This is a genomic window from bacterium, from assembly GCA_028820935.1.
GTDB lineage: Bacteria > Actinomycetota > Acidimicrobiia > Spongiisociales > Spongiisociaceae > Spongiisocius.
In genome coordinates this window covers 50,605-67,066 of sequence record JAPPHZ010000026.1, presented here as the reverse complement: position 1 = coordinate 67,066, position 16,462 = coordinate 50,605, and the positions used below count along the sequence as shown (strand labels likewise).

The following is a 16,462-nucleotide window of genomic DNA, read 5'->3' as shown; positions in this document are numbered from 1 at the left end:
ACAGGGTGGGGAAATTCACTGATCGAGACCGGGGAATCTCGACGATCGTCAACATCGAAGCGTTGCGTGAGATCGACGGTCCCGCGACTGTGTCAGAAATCGCATGGCAGGCCGGAATCGGAGCCGTATCGGTAGAAGTCGTCCTCGACAGGCTCCTCGCCAAGGGGAGCATGGTTGGTTGGGGGATCGTTATTGATGTCGTTGGTCATCCGCGCCGCTACGCGCTGCTCCCCCCCACAGCCGAACCCTCGCCACCGTCCTTTCCGAGTCCCCTATAAACACTCGGGCCACGCGCAGAATCCCGGCCTCTCACATCTACCTATACACCCTCAGCCCAGGGTTTTCAGCGGCCTTCGACCACCCGGCGCGTGACGATCTCGAAGTGATCCAAGCCCGCCGGCCCCAGGCGTTCCCGTACGGAGACCACTTCCCACTCCCGGGCCTCCTCGGCACCGTCAACCGTGATCCGCAACCGCCCGCCCTGGACGGGCTCGGGCCCCGGTTTCAGGTACGCCTTGGCGAAGTGGTCTACACCGCCGGCCAACTCCTCGGCCTCGTACTCCTCGGGTCTCATGGTTCGCAACCATGCCCGGTAAGGCCCGGTCTGGCGATCCTCGAAGGTCGGCGTTCCATCCACCCGCCCGATCTCGACCGACTCGACCAGGACTATCGAGCAGTTGGTGGGAAGGCTCACCCGTCCACCATGAGCCCGCAGACCGCCACCGCCTCCGCGATCTCCATGCCACCACCAACGAGCTTCTGGAAGGCCTGAGCGCGGCCCGCCAGATCGAGCGGGTACGAATCGAAGGCCAAGCTGACAGCATCCTCCAGCTTGGCCGATAGCTCGAACTCCAGGAGGCGAGCAAGAGGTATCACGGTGCCGAGGTGCCACCGCCTCACCGCCTCACGTTGTGCGGTGCCGTCGGCATCCGTGAACAGGCTGGGAGGAACACCGCAGGCCGCCAAGGTGCGCTCGAAGCTCTCTTGCGCGATCCGGGCCTGGGTGTCGGTCATGTCCGGGCCCAGCCTCTTGGGTGTCCAATCACCCGACGGCGCGGCGGCTCTCCCTTCGCCCCATCCGGCAGCGGTAGTTTCGACCAGAACAGCGCGCCCGCGGCCCGCCTTGATGTCTGATTTCAAGGTGGCTAGCGGGTCATCGTCTTCGCCGTCTCCGCCGTCTTGCGGCACCGGCAGGAGGTTGGCTATCGGGCCCGCCGACTCATCCGCCAGCGCCTTCTCTGCTTCTGATCCGAGACGCGCCGTTGTATGAGCCCAGGAGGTGGGAGGAACACCGACATACGGTTGGCCGGGAGTCTGGCCCCAGCCCACGAACACCACTCCCGAGGCCCCGAGGTTCCAGGTTGTGGAGGTACTCGGGCCATACGCCGAGGCCCTCACCGTCCAGGAGTCCGGGTCATGGTTGCCTTCCCAATGCCAGCTTGAACACGGGATCAGTACCACCTTGCCGTCCCGTATCTGGATGACATGGAGGCTCTCACCACTCCGCACCAGATCGCGCCCGACCTGGCCCAGGAAGGCGGGAGTGACCGCCCCGCGGCCTCCCGTCACCTTGGCGGAGGCGAACGCCCGGGACAGTGAGCCGGCCGCCGCTTCCACCGCGGCCACCGAGCCGACATCAGCAGCTTTGCCGGATGCGGTGTTCTCGATGAGCCGCACCACCGCATCGGAGAACGAGCCTCCCGACTCGCGCTTCTCAACCTTGGCCTTCCGAGACCAGAACAGCATCAGATCACTCCCGCTCGCCGCACCTTCCAGCGCGACAGAAGCCCCATCGCTCCCGAGGCTCTCAGCGCCCCGGTGCTCATCTCGAAGGTGGCGGATCGCGTGTAGTCACCTACCGCCACCGACTCCCGCCGTATCCCCGGCTTGCGATCCCGGAGGTATCCGGCAACACGCCGCGCCGCCTCTCCCTTGATCGCCCCAGGAGCATCCGGCGCGTACTCGCTCACCACGGCCTCCGCGACCTCGGCCAGATCGTTCGCCCTGTCCAGGTCGATCCCCAGAAGGCTCGCGAGCTCGCCACCGGTGGGGAATCCCTTAGAGGTGCACGGCTCTACAGCCACGCCGACCTCCTGGCCCTCCTCCGCGCCTCTCCCGAGTCAACACCATCGACCACGGCCGCCCGGTGGCCCTGATCGTTCGGCGTTGCCTTGATTAGCACGGCGGAGACCGCCGCCCGATGGAACCTCCGCACCGGGCCTTCATCGGTGTAATCGCTCGCTTCTATGTCGATGATGGGGCGCGCATACACCGGCGCGACAGAAGCAGACTCGGCAACCTGACGGGCCGCCTCCGTTCCCCGGTTGGTGAGCCCGAACCGGATCCCGTCTTCGCCCTTCTCAACCAGGAGCGAGCCCCTCCGCAGTGAGCCCAGCACCGACGCGAAGCCCTGGCCGCCCACTGCCAGAAGGTCTCTGCGATCCTCTCCTATCCCATCGAACGCGCCCGGATCGAAGCTCACCGAGTCGCACCCACCGCCTTGGCAGGTGCATTGCATCCGCTGGCCGTAGTCCGCCGAGGCGGTGAGCCATGCATCCTCGAACTGGCGAAGCTCTACACCGACCGGGTAGCTCGGCTTATCGACCAGGCCGACATGACGGAGGCGAGCCCGCCTGATCACCCGCACGCCCTGGGCGTTGCGGTACTCATCGAGCGCCACGAATCCGACAGAAAAGCCCGTCAGGGCCCTCCGCCTCACCAGCGATAACTCGGCCGATCCCTCCCGTAGTTCGGTCTCGATCCGGAACTCGGTGTCGGTGTGGGTGACCTCCAGGCCGTCACCGATAGCCGCGATAGGCCGTACCTCGTCATGCTGGATCACCAGAGGCATACCCGGGATCGGTTCGAGACTCCCGGCCTCGAACATCTCGGCGCGGTCGGTGGCGCGCACGCCATAGGTCATCGCCGCGCCGCTCAGCCTCCTACCCGAGACCCTGAACTCGATAGGAGCGGTGCGCTCCATGTCTCAGACAACCCGCCGGCGAGCCACCACGATCTCGGCGTTCGCATTCCCGACCGGCCCGCCACTCCGCACCCAGCACGGCTCGGCACCCGAACCGGCCCGGAACTCGAAGGTGGCCCCGTAGGAGAGCACGAACCAATCCTCGATCTCGGCGGGAGGGATTGAGCCGTAGGAGACCAGGGCCTGCACCGCCACGTCCACCGACCGTACCTGGCCGACGTAACAACCGGTGGGAAGGCCCGTGCCCACGTCCACGGCTACATCGGAGACCCGGACACTGGACACGGTGGGCATATCCCGATCAGGAGACCTTGATACGAAACTCCGAATAGGCCCCGGGCTGAACCAGGATCACGTCTCCGCACAGAACGTGCATCGTGAAGTACCGCTCGCCCTTGGCCGATCCGGTGTAGATATCGTCAATCGAGATCATGTTCCAATGCGGCAACACCGCCGTTCTCATTCCCGACCTGCCCCGCCGGTGCATGATCCCCTTCTGGACGGTGGAAACAGGCTCGGGCATCCGCTTGTTCGTCCACCAACCGCCGTAACGCGCCAAGGCGTAGTCGCTGAACGCTATCGAGCCCAGGTCGGTGTTATCTATGTCTCGGAAGGTCTTCGCGCTTCGTTGATAGGTTGCGGGCCCGACAACCGCCACCAAATCCTTGACAGTTGACGCCCACAGGCCATCAACCGAGCCCGCGAACACGCTCACGAAGGCATCAAAGTTGGCAGCCTCCCCCGGATCGGCAACGTCGGTGAGCCGCTGAATGATGCCCACCAGATCGTTATTGGCACCCGCGCCGACCAGGCCCTGGCGGTCCAACTCATCGGAGAGCACCAGGCTCAGGTTTTCGCGAAGCACCGACTCGAAGTTGGCTTGACCGACCGCGGCAACGTCTTCGATTGCGATAGCCAACCGTGCGCTGATCCGCTTGGGCGTCACCGAGGTGACCGTGAACTGAGCCTCGGTCGCGTCGGCCTCACCGCCCCTTGCCTCCGCCCCGGCCGTGAGCGAAGTTGTGATCGTTCCCGAGGCATAGGTTCCCGTCTTGACCCGCGGCATCTCCACACCGAGGCGGGGAAGAATCGAAGGAGCGAAGATGGCCGGGCGAAGGCGATCCAGGTTCACGCCCACCGTGTCCGGCGCGTCCGTAACCACGTCCGCCCGGGTCTCTACGGGCTCCCACATCTCAAGAGGTATCTGGCCGTCATCCAGACCGTTCTCCTCGGCCAGTTCCCGCTCGGCACCGTCCACAGACCGACCGCGCATCGCGGCCAGAAGGTAGCGACCGACAGAAGCCCTTGACCGAAGTTCGAGCCGTTCCCGATCCTCAGTGCTCGGTGATGCGGGTGCGGTAACCGGGTCGGGCTCTGCGATGATGGCCGCTCTCAACTCCGGTTCGATCTCCTGGGCACGGGTGCTGAGAGTCTGCAACTCCCGCCGCTGCTCATCCGACAACTCCCCGGCATCAAGTAGTTCCCGAATCTTCTGCCGACACTCCGAAGCCTCCAATTCGAGGCGTTGCCGGTGGGTCATAATCCACTCCCTCCCGTCATATATCCAACCCGATCATAGTTGATCGACAGAAGATATCATGAGTTTCTCCTATTTGTCCGTTCTTAAATGATGACAGAATGTAAGTAATTGTGGCCTTATTTTTTCGGCATGAGTTCTGACACGAGCTCGCGCCACGCTTCGGCCTCTGCGGATAACGCTTTGCGGTTCTCTTTTCGGGTCTTTTCGATGTGACACGACCGGCAAAGCGCCTGAAGGTTATCCCGCTCCCACCGCTCGCCACCGGCCCCGATGGGTTGGATATGGTCAACTTCGTTCGCCCACCGCCCGCACGCCTCACACCGCCAACCGGCCTCACCCAGCACCAAGCGCCGCAACCGCCGCCATCTCCGGGTCTTGGTCAACCTCCCGGACGGCGACCTAGACAACGGCCGACCTCAGAGGCCGCGGCTCTGCCACCGCCGCACGCCGCCGCCCTTCTGCCACCGCCAGCACCGCCGCCACCGCGCAATCGTCACGGGCCCGCCGCTTGGCCTTGGTCATCTTCCGGTTCCCCGCCGCATCCGTCTGGGTACGGGCAACCGACAGGGCAGACCGCATCAGAAGCGACCGTGACGGCACCACCTGACCGTCAGCGCAGGCCCTCACGAACCGGGAGACGTCTTCCCCGCCGTCCTTGAAGCCCATCCCGCGAGTAACCACCTCGGCCCGCGGTACCTTGGCATCTTCCAACGCCTCCAGGAGCTGAACACGCCGCCACCGATCCGCCACCACCACCCGAGGCCGACCGAAGCGCCGCAGGGCCTCAGCCACCAGGGCCCCCACGTCGGAGCTCTGCCGCCCCAAGGTCAGCAACGTACCTTCCCGCCAGCACTGGCGGTAGAGACCGCCCACGCCGTCACGCCGCCCTCTCTCCTCCAGGCTCGGGACAGTCGGGAAGGCCGCTACCACCGCCAGCGCCCCGGTGCGCGGCCAGTACGCCGCAACCGCCGACTGAGCCTCGGAGGAGCCCAGGTCAACGCCCCACACACACGGGCCCGCCATCTCGGCGTCTCCCTCGATCTGGCGCCATAGGTCGGCACTCACCAGCACCTCGGCGGCGGTGTCCGGCGTTCCCCAGTTCAAGCGCAACGCCTCGAAGCTCGCCATGAGCGCCGGATCGCGAAGCGCCGCCCGGTACTCGGCCCGTATCGCCGCCTCCAGGTCTGGGAGGTAACGCAGGCTCGGATTGGCCTTCTGCCACGTCCGCTTCCAGCCGGGTGGGTCTGTTCTGCGGGCGGCATGCACCTGGACGTAATCGGCCCCACCATCTAGGAACCGGGCGAACCAGTGCTCGGGATCGTCCGGCTTGGTGCCAAGCGCCACGAACCTCGATAGCGGTTGCTTGCCCGCCGCGGTGCGGAGAGCCGCCACCATCCGCTCGCCCGTCGCGGGAGGCCACTGGGCGGGTTCGTCGGCCAGAACCAGAGTCGGAGCGAGGCCGTGAGCCCGGCGCGGATCGGACCCGATACACCGCACCCGCGCACCCGTCCGGCGGTCTTCGATCCGAGCCTGCTGGGCGGTGTCCCACACCTTCCACCGCCGCTTGTCCCGGAGCTGATCACCCATGAAGGCCAAGACGTGCTCGAACGCGATCCGGGCCTGCTCGAAGCTGGAAGCAACAATGACCGTCTCGCCTCTCGGCACCACTAGCGGGCCGTCCAACGTAGCCGAGGCAATGCCGGAGAGAATCGTTGTCTTGCCGTTGCCTCTCGCCACCGTCAGCGCCGCCGACAAAACGCCCGGCCGCAACAGACCACCCACGAAGCGCCGCTCCCACGGGAAGACCTGGAGAGGCTCACCCGTGAACCGGCCCTGAGAGACCGCCAGGCCGCCAAGATATGACAGAAGCTCACGCCGTAACGTCATCGCCCTTCATGGAGTCCGTCACTCCCCCACACGACTCCCCCCTAGATTTTGCCTTCCGCCGGTGCCATCATCACCCGGCCAGAAAACGCTTCCGCAACTCGGTGAGCCGAGCCCGGCCCTCTCCCTTGCCAAGACTATGGCCGACAGGAGCAAGCACCATCCAACCGGCTTCATCATGGGGGATCAGCACACCCACAAGGCAATCGCCATCCATCACGAACTCGGCCGCTTCTGGCTCGGGCGGGCTATCGCCGCCACCGTCCAACACCTCGAACTTACCCATTGACCCCGCCTCCCTCTCCATGTAGCCACCAGAATAGCCGCCGGTTAATAATTGAAATAACACAACTTATTGCGCAGAAAAACAGGAGGCCGGGCCGGATGAGCCGAGGAGTTCAATCACGAATCATCCGGCCAGGCTGGAGGCGTATCTGAATGTGCCTAGACAGGTACGCACCACCACTTTACCACCGACCGCAAGCAGAGCGGCACCTAAGCGCCTCGGCATCAGTACCTACCCAGGCATCAACTGCTCATGTAGTGCCGCTCCCTTGACCAACACCCACCAGACTAACGATTGTCCACCATGCCCTCGGCCCGCCGAGTCCCCCGGTCTTTACCCGCCGCTATTAGCTCACGGGTACGCATAGCAGCCAACCGCTCCCGCTCCCGCGGACTAGGTAGGTTCTGGCTCCGGCCGTTCTGAGCTTGCGGTGTCGTCTTGGGCTTTTTCTTGACAGGTTCCGTCTTGGGCTTTTTCTTTTTCTCGGCGCGTTTCTTCGCGGCGTAGCTGCGCTGATAACACCGCTTGCACCTGTCGTTGATGCGCTGGCCGCCGACCTCTCCACAATCCGGGCAGGGGTTCTTGCGCTTGATCGCCTGAGCCATCCACCGCTCCAAGCCGCGAGTAGTCGTGATCAAGTCGTTCTCGCGTTCTTCGAGCTCGCGCTCGGCCAACTCCAGGGCCTTGGCGCGCCTGTCCAAAGCCGCCTCGATAGCCTTGATGTTGCGGACGACCTCGGCTATCTGATCACTCAGGCTCAGGTCTTCATCCATTCGGGATCAAGACTAGTGCCGGTGCGGTTCCGGATAGAACGCAGGTTATAGCGATTCTCGAATCGGTATTAGGTGCGATTCATCCTCAGGATAGAACTGGGGAATTGCCCTCAGTTTCTCCGCCAGTTCCGGCGTTTGATCCTCGGGCCCCTTGATCCCCCCTGTTCTGCCTATCCTGAGAATCAGGATAGAACTGGGGAATTGATCGATTCTCCATAAGCCCGGGCCAGTGCTGCAGGCTCTCTCGTTCCTCAAGAGCCTGCCCCCCTACCCCGTGAGCCGTCGGTTTGAGCATAGGCTGACCCTATGCAAGCCCTCTCGGCCTGAGGTAGAAGGAGGCTCCTGAGAAGACTTCTCAATCGCCTGGGCAGGTCCCCTAAGTCTGCCTGCCGGGGCACTACTCCCGACACCCGGACAAGACCATAGCACGGGACGCGGAGAACCCCCGGCAGTGTGACCGGGGGTTCTAACTTCCTAGGCCGCTCCGAGATTGTTAGGGGGACAACCTCACCCTAACTATACACCCGAGACCTCGAAACTTCTTGGCGCGAAGTGAGCCGGACTCCGAAGAATCCGGCTCACTCCCTTGCGCCTTGCCACAACGTGCCTTGCCACAACCCGACCAAGACTTCACCCAGCCGAACCATGCCATGACAACCATGTCATAGTAGCTCGAAGGCGGAACGGCCTCTCAGAGCCCCGTAGCCACCGCTTCCGACCTGGGAGGCATCCCCCGCACCCACCTTCCGACCTCGGAGGCAATCCGCACGCATCCGGAGCCGTAGCGAGCGCCCTGGGTGCCGATACCTGCCGATCCTGTCGAATCATGGCCGCACCGCTACCCGCTCCCGAGACTCCAACCATTCCTCGACCTCGGAGGCCCGCCACCCGATCAACCGCGGCCCCAGCCTCACCGGCTGGGGGAACGAACCCGCATCGACCAGCCGCCGTAGGCTGGTCTTGGGTATACCCAGCATCTCGACCAGATCAGCCATCCGCAGTATCCGCTTCACCGGCACAACCTGGACACCAGATCAAGCGCATCTCGAAGCTGGCGCTCCGCTTCCTTCAGGTAGCGCTGCGCCCACTCGGTATCAACCTCGGCACGCCGCAGACGATCTCCACCGGCCGCCGCGCAGTCGATTGCAACATACAGCATGGCGACCTTCCTGTCGTCTCCGGCTTTGACTTTGGCCTCCACCTGCCTCAGCGACTCTCGGCTCATTCTCAGCGTCCTTTCCACTGCCTACCTACCTATACACCCCTGAGACGGAGAATCCCCGGGCAATTGGCCCGGGGATTCCCTTGTGGTCCGTAGAGTCCGCTCAGCCAGCCAGGTACTCGCCCCAGCGTTCCATGACCTCGCGCCGCCGCTCGAACAGGTCAGTGCGGTTATATGCCGCCTCGGTAGCGCTCCTGACCTGATGAGCAAGCGCCCGCTCAGCCACCTGTCGATCCACCCCGGTCTCCGAGCACCAGTTACGGAAGCTCGACCTCATCCCGTGCGGAGAGGTACCCAACTCAAGGCGACTGAACAGCGTCCCAATGCTGGCGTGACCGAGAGGTTGCCCACCACGTCCCACGAACACAAGGCCGCTACCGCCCCACCGCTCTCGAGCCTCTGCCAGCACGTCCAGCGCGGCCTCAGAGAGCGGTACCCGATGCTCGCGGCCTGACTTCATCCGCTCGCCGGGAATCGTCCACGTATCGCCCTCGATCTCCGACCACGCCGCCAACCGGACCTCGGACGTTCTTGTAGCCGTCAGAGCCAAGAACCGAGCTGCCAGCTTGGTAGCCACCGCCGCCCTCGATGCCTCAACCTTGGCAAGCGCCGCGGCCAGTTCCCGGTGCGGGAGTGCTCGGTGATGAGTGGTGCGCGCCTTGGGTCGAGGAAGTACCGCCGCCAACGCCGATCCGGCCGGATTATCAGCCCTCAGCCCCTCGGCCTTCGCCCACTCGAACACCATGCCCAGCCGCATCCTCAGAAGATCAGAGGTGGCCGGCTTGGAATGAACCAGAGGCCCGACCACCCGCACCAGATCACCGGTCGTGATCACCCCCACAGCCCTATCCCCAAGCTGTGGGTAGACATGAGTTGTGAACGCGGACCGCCATTGCCTCTCGGTCTTACCGTTACGCCAAGTCGGACGATGCAAGGCGATCACGGCCTCGGTGACCTCCGCAAGAGTTACACCGCTCGCGGATCGCGGATCACGCCCCGCCTTGATCTCGCCATTGTTGCGCTCGACAGCCACCCGAGCTTCCCGCAAACTGGTGGCCGGGTAGCTTCCGATCCCGATATTGGTAGCCACCCCTCCGATACGAACTCGCTGAACCCAATTCTTCGAGATCAGCCCGTACTTCGACCGCTTCACCCGGAGTACCAGCCCGCCCCCGCCGTAGCCGTCACCGTATGCTCCCGGCCGCTGGACCGCCTTCACGAACGCGGCAGTGAGCGGAGCGCCTTTCCTCGACCTGGTGGTCATGTTGCCTTTCCCTTTTAGCCGTTGCCGGAAAGTGACACCGAGGCCGCGATCCGGTCATGACAACTCTAGTCAGTGTCACTCCAAGTGTCACTTTTGAGCGGGATAGCCACCAAATCCGCTAGGACCGTGAGGGCCGCTTGGAAGGCTCGGGACTGTGAAACACCTGGTCAGGGGTCTTTCTGGTATCTCCTGGAGTCTTACGGTGGAGCTGAGGGGATTTGAACCCCTGACCCCCTCGTTGCGAACGAGGTGCTCTGCCGAACTGAGCTACAGCCCCCGAAGGAGCCTCCATTCTACCCGCCTTACCGGCGGGGAAACGCCACCGGGAAAGGGGCTCAATCGGACTCTCGCCGGGCGCGGAAGGCGGCCATGTCCTGGCGCAAGCGGTCGGCGACCAGGGCCGAGGTCAGATCGGCCCGGCTCCGTTCGGTAAGGCTGCGGGCCACGTCGGTAGTACGGCGCAGGCCGCCGGTCATGCCGTCGGGATAGTCGAGCGAGGCCAGCAGGTCCACCACCTCGTCCATGATCTCCAGCAACCGCTCCGCCTCGGCGAAGTCGTCCCCTCTCAGTCGATCGAGGAGCCTGCGCCTCAACTCACCCACGACTTCACCGAGGCCGTTGAGATAGGGCCCCATCCGCGTTCCCAGCTCCGAGGCCGCCGGAAGTTCGTCCCCCCGGGCCATGGCCAGGAACAGACGGGCCTCCGCGTACTCCTTGGCCGCGTCGTTGAGGATCCCGATCTTGATGTCGGGATGATCTGCGATGGCGGCGGTCGATTCGGCAAGCAACTCGCCGGCCTCGGCCAGCATCACTCCGGCTTCGTCCAACTCACCCCGATGACCGGCGCGGATCGCCTTGGCGGAGAACCGGATGACCCGCCGCCCGTTGGAGATGGCCACCTCCCGGGCCGTGAACTTGGGATCCAACTCGGCTCGCGCCGCCTTCTCGATGGAGGAAAGGTCCGGCTTGCTCACCAGGATCTAGTCGTCTACCCGAGAAACGGGTTGGTGTGTTCCGGCGGCCATCGACCTTCCCCAGACGCCACTAGCGGCGCTGCACGACCTTTATCGCCGAGTGGTCGCGGGTGGGAGCAACGTAGTCGTGGTCGGCGAACAGAGCGTTGACATCTTCGCGAAATGCCCGTATCCGGCGCAGCATCATGATGTACCAGACAAATACCGCATCCACGATGGCGTGTATCAGGAGCATCCACAGACTATTGAGAACGAACCAGCCGGCGAGGCTGGCTACGGCAGCGCCGAAGAGAACCGCCGCCGCCCGGCGCCGGCGGGTCAGCACGGCTTCCCGATGGGAACCGGTGTTGCCTTCCTCGCTCGACGGGGCCAGAACCCGCCCCACCAATCGGCCGAACCCGGCTTCGGAGTTCGATCGCTGGAGGGGTCTGAAGTCCGGGCGGACCGAACTGGGACTCTGGCTGGCACGATCAGCCCACCATCGCGGGATGAGGAACATCGCCCAAACAGCCGCGACTGCTAGAAATAGAGCCCAAGGCATATCCGAGGCCGTCTCCCGGATCCGCTAACCGGAAGGCAGCTTATACCCGAGCCCGGCCGAAGCCAAGGATTTCAGGAACCGGGTTCGCCCCGGCGGCACGGGATGGACTACCCGGCGAGCCCGGGGGCTGACCACTCCCCCGAGCGTCCACCTGCCTTGTGCAGCAGACGCACGCTCTCGATCCGGGCACCCCGCTCCACCCCCTTGATCATGTCGAACAGGGTCAGCGCGGCCACGGCCGCCGCGGTCATGGCCTCCATCTCCACCCCGGTACGGTCGGCGTTGCGCACCGTCGTCCGGATCCGGGCCGCCGAGGAGACCCTGTCAATCTCTACCGCCACCTCGGACAGCGAGATCGGATGGCACAGCGGGATGAGGTCCGAGGTCCTCTTGGCGCCCATGATCCCTGCGAGGCGGGCGGTGCCGATGGCGTCGCCCTTGGGCAGAGCACCCTCGAAGATCAGGTCGAGCGTGGCGCCGGACATGGACACCCGGGCTTCCGCAGTGGCCCGACGGTCGGTAACCGCCTTGTCCCCCACGTCGACCATCCTGACCCGGCCCCGGGCGTCGGTATGGGTCAGGCCTCCCTCATTCATCGAGAACCTCCGATGCGGTCCGAGCCTCAGGCGACCGGAACAGCTCGATGGTGATCGGGTCAGCGGGCTGCACCATCCCGGTGCCCACGGGAATGACCGCGAAGGCATCGGCCCGGGCCAGCGCGGAGAGGACGTTGGACGACTGCCCGCCGCTGCTCCGGACCAGCGTTACCCCGTCCTCGACCTCGGTGACCACCCGGGCGAAGACCGTCTTGGCCGGATCGGTCCGCCAGGTCTCGGCGGCCCGGGCCCCGGCCTGGGCCCGGAAGACGGCCCGGCATCCCATCATTTGCAGGAGGGCCGGGCGGGCGAACTGCTCGAACGCCACCATCACCGACACCGGATTGCCGGGCAGGCCCAGCAGCGGCGTCCCCTCGATGTGGCCGAAGGCGAAGGGCTTGGCGGGCTGCATCGCCACCTTCCAGAAGTCGATGGTGCCGAGCTCCCCGAGGACGATCTTCACGAGGTCGTACTCGCCCATCGAAACGCCACCCGACGTCAGCACCATGTCGGCCTCACCGGCGCCCCGCTCCAGGGTGTTGCGGAGCACCTCGGCGTCGTCTCCCACGATGCCCAGGTCGACGACTTCGACCCCCAACTCGTCCAGCATGGCCGCCAGCAACGGCCGGTTGGTGTCCCGGATCTGACCGGGACCGAGGGTCCCGGTCTCCGGCGGTAGAACCTCGTCGCCTGTGGACAGCATCGCCACCCTGGGCCGGCGATGTACTCTCGGGTTAACTCCCAGCGACGCCAGCACGGCCAGATGGGGGGGCGTGAGCCGCTCACCGGCCGCGAACACGGGATCCCCGGCCGCCAGGTCGCCCCCGGCGGGGCGCACCGCTGTGCCGGTCGGCGTGGCCGCCATGATCCGCACTCCGTCCGGCAGCGGCTCCGTGTCCTCGACCTTGACCACCGTGTCAGCGCCCTCCGGCATGGGCGCGCCGGTCATGATCTTGATGGCCGCACCGGAGCTTACGGCCTGATGCGCGACATGGCCCGCCGGGACGTCCTCGAGAAGCCGCAGGGTCACCGGCCCCTCCTCCACATCGGCGCCAAGCACCGCGTACCCGTCCATGGCCGAATTCGTGAAGGGTGGGACGGCGTGGGGCGCCACCACCGGGCCGGCCAGGCCCAGCCCCAGGGCATCCCACACGGGAAGTTGGAGCACCGGAAGGGTTTGAACGGCAGCCAGCACGTCTCGTTGGGCCTGCTCTAGGGAGCGCATGGGGTCATTCCACCAGAAGATCGTCGACTATGGACCGGTAAGCGTCACGGTAGGCCGGGTCGGCGAGACCGAGGACGGTGTTCGCCCGCAGGTAATCCAGCGGGTTCCCGACATCGAGCAGCTCCACGTCGGCCACGTAGGCCCGACACCGGCCTGCTCGGGCGAGAGAATCTACCGCATCGGTGAGTTGTATCTCGCCGCCGTAGCCCGGGGCGACGCCCATCAGGTGATCGAACACCTCGGGCATGAACACGTAGCGGCCATGTATGGCGTAGTTGGAGGGGGCCCGCGCCGCACCCGGTTTCTCCACCGCCCCCCCGATCTCCATCACCGAGTCGGACACGCCGGAGCCGGGAACGACCACTCCTTTCGCTCCCAGCATCCCATCGGGCAGCCTCCGGACGTACACGACGGAGATCTCCGGGTCGGCGGCTCTAGCCAGGGGTCTGAGCAGGTCTTCCCCGGGACGGATCAGGTCATCGGCAAGCATCACGTAGAAGGGCCGAAGGCCGATGGCCTCCCGCCCGGCCAGCACCGCATGGCCCAGCCCTCTTGCCTCCTCCTGTGTGACAGTTCGTACCTTGATACCGGAGAGGCCGGGCAGGAATCGTGACTCCTCGAAGTGTCGCTCGATCATCGCCCCCCCGTCGGGATCGACCACCACCACCACCTCCGTGACTCCGGCGCGGGCCGCCTCCTCGACCACCCACTGGACACTGGGACGATCCACGACCGTCAGGAGGGCCTTGGGGATGGCGTTGGTGGCGGGCCGCATCCGCGTACCGCGGCCGGCGGCCGGGACCAGCGCAACGTCCACCCTCATCGCGGCGAGACCGTTCGGCGCATCAGGCGAGCCGGTTCTCGGTGCCGGAGCGGAGACGGCTCAGGTTGGAGCGATGCCGGAAGACGATCAGCGCCATCATCAGCGCGAACCAGGCGACGGTCGCGCCTGTCTCACCGGTAATCAGCAAGACCGGGATGGAGACCACCGCCGCCGCCAGGGACCCGACCGCCGAGATCCGCGAGAACGCCAGCGCCGCCCCGTACACGATCACCATGGCGACCATGACCTGGGGCGACACGGCCAGCATCACTCCCCCGGCCGTCGCCACGCCCTTCCCTCCCCGGAACCGGTAATAGATCGGGTAGCAGTGACCGATTACCGCCCCCAGGCCGGCCACAGTCCCGATGGTGGGCGACCAGGCGAGAGACCCCACCAGCGCGGGCAGGAACCCCTTTGCCAGGTCGACCAGATATACGGCGGCCGCCGGCGCCTTACCGAGCGCACGCAACACGTTGGACGCGCCCGGATTGCCGCTCCCCACTTGCCGGATGTCCACTCCCCTGGCGCGGGACACGACCAGCGCCATGTTGATACCACCCACCAAATAGGCTCCGAGGAAGAGGGCGATAGCACCGATCAGCATCTCCGGTGGAGTCTAGGAGGGTGCTGGTATGATCCCGCCCGGAACGGCCCTTCGTCGCGGGCCGTGCTCCCCAGTCCCGACCGGAGTACCTGCGAATGCCTACGTACGTCTATCAGTGCAAGGAGTGCGGTCACCGGTTCGAGATCTTCCAGAGCTTCTCGGCGGATCCGCTCGATACCTGCCCGGAGTGCCGCGAGGTTGCCCTGCGCAAGGTGCTGTTCCCCGCCGGGGTGGTCTTCAAGGGGTCGGGTTTCTACGTCACGGACTCTCGCAGTCCGAAGCCATCCACCTCCGGCAAGAAGGAACGGTCCGGCGACAAGAAGGACAAGAAGCCCGACAGTTCCTCCAACGGCGCCGCATCCAAGCAGGAACCCGCCAAAGCAGGCGCCAAGAACGACGGCTAGTGCTGCCCGCCCGGTGCTACTCGAACTGGTACCGGTGATGTGAATGAGGGGTGTGGTCGGGATCATCCTGGCGGGCGGCGAGTCGCGACGCATGGGAAGCGACAAGGCCCTGGTCGAGGTGGGCGGCCGCCCGATGGCCGGATGGGTGGCCGATGCGATGGCCGGATTCGACCAGGTGGTGATGGTGGGGCGCCGCCGGGGCGTGGCGGGATTAGAGGCGATTCCCGACCTGCAACCAGGCCCCGCCGGGCCCCTTAGCGGGCTCCAGACCGCGCTGGCAGTGTTCAAGAGCCCTGTGGTGGCGGTGGCGGTCGATCAACCGCTGGTGCGATCCGGGACGTTGGCCCGCCTGGCCGAAAGGGCCGCCTCCAACGAGACAGCCGTCTGCGTCGACGAGCGGCCGCAGGTGACCTGCGCGGCATACTCACCGGACTGCCTTGACGAGGCCACCCGGGTCCTCCGTTCGGGAGGGTCGATACAGCAGATGCTCCGGTCGGTACCTTGGACTCGGGTGGGGCGAGAGGTCTGGTCCTCCTGGGGAGAGGACGGCCGGTCGTGGTTCTCCATGGACTCCCAGGACGCCATCGTCGCCGCCGAGCGGCGCTTCCGCATCGACCTCCTCGGTTAGAGGAAGCGGGGCACCCGGAGTCCGGCGACAAGCCTCTTCAATCCATGCCGGAACGGCGATACGTTCCGTGATGTGCTCTGGTTGACCCGTCCTCCGTACCTGCGCTGGTCGCTCGTCGGCCTGTTGGTCATCATCAGCCTCTGGGTGGAGATACGCCCCACGTCCAGCGTCAGGCATCCCTATGTCACCCGTGATGTGGCCCGCGGGGAGTCGGTGGAAGGCGCCCTCGAGTGGCGGACCGTGGCCGGCGGCGTGCTCGAGCCGGTCCTGGGCATCGGGTTCGCCGACCGCTACCTGACGGCCGGCCATCCCCTCCTGCCTGGTGACACCACCGAGGCTCCGATCCTGATTCCACCCGGTTGGTGGCTTCTAGATGTAGCGGTGCCGGCCGAGACCACCGCCGGGATGAGTGTCCAACTCGTGATCCTCCCCCCTTCGGGCGAGCGGGCCCTGCCGCCGATCGGCGGTCTGGTGACCAGCGTCCGTTCGGGTGACTACCAGAGCGACGGTCTGGTCGGTTCGGTGGCCTTCCCGCCGGACCGGGCGGCCACGGCGGCGGTAGCGATCGCCGAGGACCGTGTCTCGGTGCTGATCGAGGCCCGCCGCGAGCGGACGGCCGCCAGCCTCTAGGTACGGACAAACGAATCAGCAGCTCGCCGGTTGACGACCCGGGCCTCGAACGCGTGGTGTCCGTTCACGCGACATCTTCCGGGTA

Annotated in this window: 22 protein-coding genes and 1 tRNA gene; 4 read left to right on the top strand and 19 right to left on the bottom strand. The window is 65.6% G+C overall.

From position 1 onward, the window contains the following. Positions 1–278 (top strand): hypothetical protein (locus OXM57_05750; GenBank protein ID MDE0352174.1); only part of this gene is annotated, 278 nt, incomplete at its 5' end. Positions 279–343: 65 nt separating this feature from the next. Here OXM57_05750 and OXM57_05745 read toward each other — a convergent pair. The 19 genes from OXM57_05745 to plsY all read right to left on the bottom strand — a co-directional run bounded on the left by OXM57_05745 (position 344) and on the right by plsY (position 14,715). After that, positions 344–694: a hypothetical protein gene (locus OXM57_05745; protein MDE0352173.1), complete on the bottom strand. Its 351-nt coding sequence runs from the start codon at positions 692–694 to the stop codon at positions 344–346. Continuing rightward, positions 691–1,746 carry a hypothetical protein gene (locus OXM57_05740; protein MDE0352172.1) on the bottom strand — a complete coding sequence of 352 codons (1,056 nt, stop codon included), beginning with the start codon at positions 1,744–1,746 and terminating at the stop codon, positions 691–693. Before OXM57_05740 ends, OXM57_05745 begins: the two co-directional genes overlap by 4 nt. Beyond that, positions 1,746–2,084 (bottom strand): hypothetical protein, encoded by a 339-nt coding sequence (locus tag OXM57_05735; GenBank protein ID MDE0352171.1) that lies wholly within the window; start codon positions 2,082–2,084, stop codon positions 1,746–1,748. Before OXM57_05735 ends, OXM57_05740 begins: the two co-directional genes overlap by 1 nt. After that, positions 2,075–2,983 carry an HK97 family phage prohead protease gene (locus OXM57_05730; protein ID MDE0352170.1) on the bottom strand — a complete coding sequence of 303 codons (909 nt, stop codon included), beginning with the start codon at positions 2,981–2,983 and terminating at the stop codon, positions 2,075–2,077. Before OXM57_05730 ends, OXM57_05735 begins: the two co-directional genes overlap by 10 nt. A gap of 3 nt (positions 2,984–2,986) precedes the next feature. Then, entirely contained in the window at positions 2,987–3,277 is a 291-nt protein-coding gene (locus tag OXM57_05725; protein ID MDE0352169.1) for a hypothetical protein, read from the bottom strand. Between the two features lie 7 nt (positions 3,278–3,284). Then, positions 3,285–4,523 (bottom strand): phage major capsid protein, encoded by a 1,239-nt coding sequence (locus OXM57_05720; GenBank protein ID MDE0352168.1) that lies wholly within the window; start codon positions 4,521–4,523, stop codon positions 3,285–3,287. Positions 4,524–4,922: 399 nt separating this feature from the next. Then, positions 4,923–6,410, bottom strand: coding sequence for a terminase large subunit (locus tag OXM57_05715; protein ID MDE0352167.1), 1,488 nt, complete (start codon positions 6,408–6,410; stop codon positions 4,923–4,925). A 70-nt stretch (positions 6,411–6,480) separates the two neighbouring features. After that, positions 6,481–6,693, bottom strand: coding sequence for a hypothetical protein (locus OXM57_05710; protein MDE0352166.1), 213 nt, complete (start codon positions 6,691–6,693; stop codon positions 6,481–6,483). A gap of 287 nt (positions 6,694–6,980) precedes the next feature. Then, complete coding sequence (locus OXM57_05705; GenBank protein ID MDE0352165.1) at positions 6,981–7,466, bottom strand: hypothetical protein; 486 nt, start codon at positions 7,464–7,466, stop codon at positions 6,981–6,983. An 824-nt stretch (positions 7,467–8,290) separates the two neighbouring features. Next, positions 8,291–8,479 carry an AlpA family phage regulatory protein gene (locus tag OXM57_05700; GenBank protein ID MDE0352164.1) on the bottom strand — a complete coding sequence of 63 codons (189 nt, stop codon included), beginning with the start codon at positions 8,477–8,479 and terminating at the stop codon, positions 8,291–8,293. Next, on the bottom strand, positions 8,476–8,691 hold the full coding sequence (locus tag OXM57_05695) for a hypothetical protein (GenBank protein ID MDE0352163.1): 216 nt from the start codon (positions 8,689–8,691) through the stop codon (positions 8,476–8,478). Before OXM57_05695 ends, OXM57_05700 begins: the two co-directional genes overlap by 4 nt. Before the next feature lie 100 nt (positions 8,692–8,791). After that, positions 8,792–9,952: a tyrosine-type recombinase/integrase gene (locus OXM57_05690; GenBank protein MDE0352162.1), complete on the bottom strand. Its 1,161-nt coding sequence runs from the start codon at positions 9,950–9,952 to the stop codon at positions 8,792–8,794. Positions 9,953–10,155: 203 nt separating this feature from the next. Next, positions 10,156–10,229, bottom strand: a tRNA-Ala gene (locus tag OXM57_05685). Between the two features lie 58 nt (positions 10,230–10,287). Then, positions 10,288–10,926: a haloacid dehalogenase gene (locus tag OXM57_05680; protein MDE0352161.1), complete on the bottom strand. Its 639-nt coding sequence runs from the start codon at positions 10,924–10,926 to the stop codon at positions 10,288–10,290. Positions 10,927–10,996: 70 nt separating this feature from the next. Continuing rightward, positions 10,997–11,311, bottom strand: a complete 315-nt coding sequence (locus OXM57_05675) for a hypothetical protein (GenBank protein ID MDE0352160.1) — start codon at positions 11,309–11,311, stop codon at positions 10,997–10,999. Between the two features lie 263 nt (positions 11,312–11,574). Further along, positions 11,575–12,063 (bottom strand): cyclic pyranopterin monophosphate synthase MoaC, encoded by a 489-nt coding sequence (gene moaC, locus OXM57_05670; GenBank protein MDE0352159.1) that lies wholly within the window; start codon positions 12,061–12,063, stop codon positions 11,575–11,577. Continuing rightward, entirely contained in the window at positions 12,056–13,288 is a 1,233-nt protein-coding gene (locus OXM57_05665; GenBank protein MDE0352158.1) for a molybdopterin molybdotransferase MoeA, read from the bottom strand. The genes moaC and OXM57_05665 overlap by 8 nt, the downstream gene beginning before the upstream one ends. Positions 13,289–13,292: 4 nt before the next feature. Then, the gene (locus OXM57_05660; protein MDE0352157.1) at positions 13,293–14,111 is read right to left on the bottom strand and encodes a sugar phosphate nucleotidyltransferase; all 819 of its coding nucleotides are present in this window, start codon (positions 14,109–14,111) and stop codon (positions 13,293–13,295) included. A 22-nt stretch (positions 14,112–14,133) separates the two neighbouring features. Beyond that, the gene (plsY, locus tag OXM57_05655; protein MDE0352156.1) at positions 14,134–14,715 is read right to left on the bottom strand and encodes a glycerol-3-phosphate 1-O-acyltransferase PlsY; all 582 of its coding nucleotides are present in this window, start codon (positions 14,713–14,715) and stop codon (positions 14,134–14,136) included. A gap of 95 nt (positions 14,716–14,810) precedes the next feature. Between plsY and OXM57_05650 the strand changes: the two genes are divergently transcribed. The 3 genes from OXM57_05650 (at position 14,811) to OXM57_05640 (ending at position 16,377) form a co-directional block, all read left to right on the top strand. Further along, a complete protein-coding gene (locus OXM57_05650) occupies positions 14,811–15,119 on the top strand; it encodes an FmdB family transcriptional regulator (protein MDE0352155.1) in 309 nt (102 codons plus the stop codon). A 43-nt stretch (positions 15,120–15,162) separates the two neighbouring features. Then, positions 15,163–15,747, top strand: a complete 585-nt coding sequence (locus OXM57_05645; protein ID MDE0352154.1) for a molybdenum cofactor guanylyltransferase — start codon at positions 15,163–15,165, stop codon at positions 15,745–15,747. Between the two features lie 81 nt (positions 15,748–15,828). Further along, on the top strand, positions 15,829–16,377 hold the full coding sequence (locus tag OXM57_05640) for a hypothetical protein (protein MDE0352153.1): 549 nt from the start codon (positions 15,829–15,831) through the stop codon (positions 16,375–16,377). Positions 16,378–16,462 lie beyond the last annotated feature (85 nt).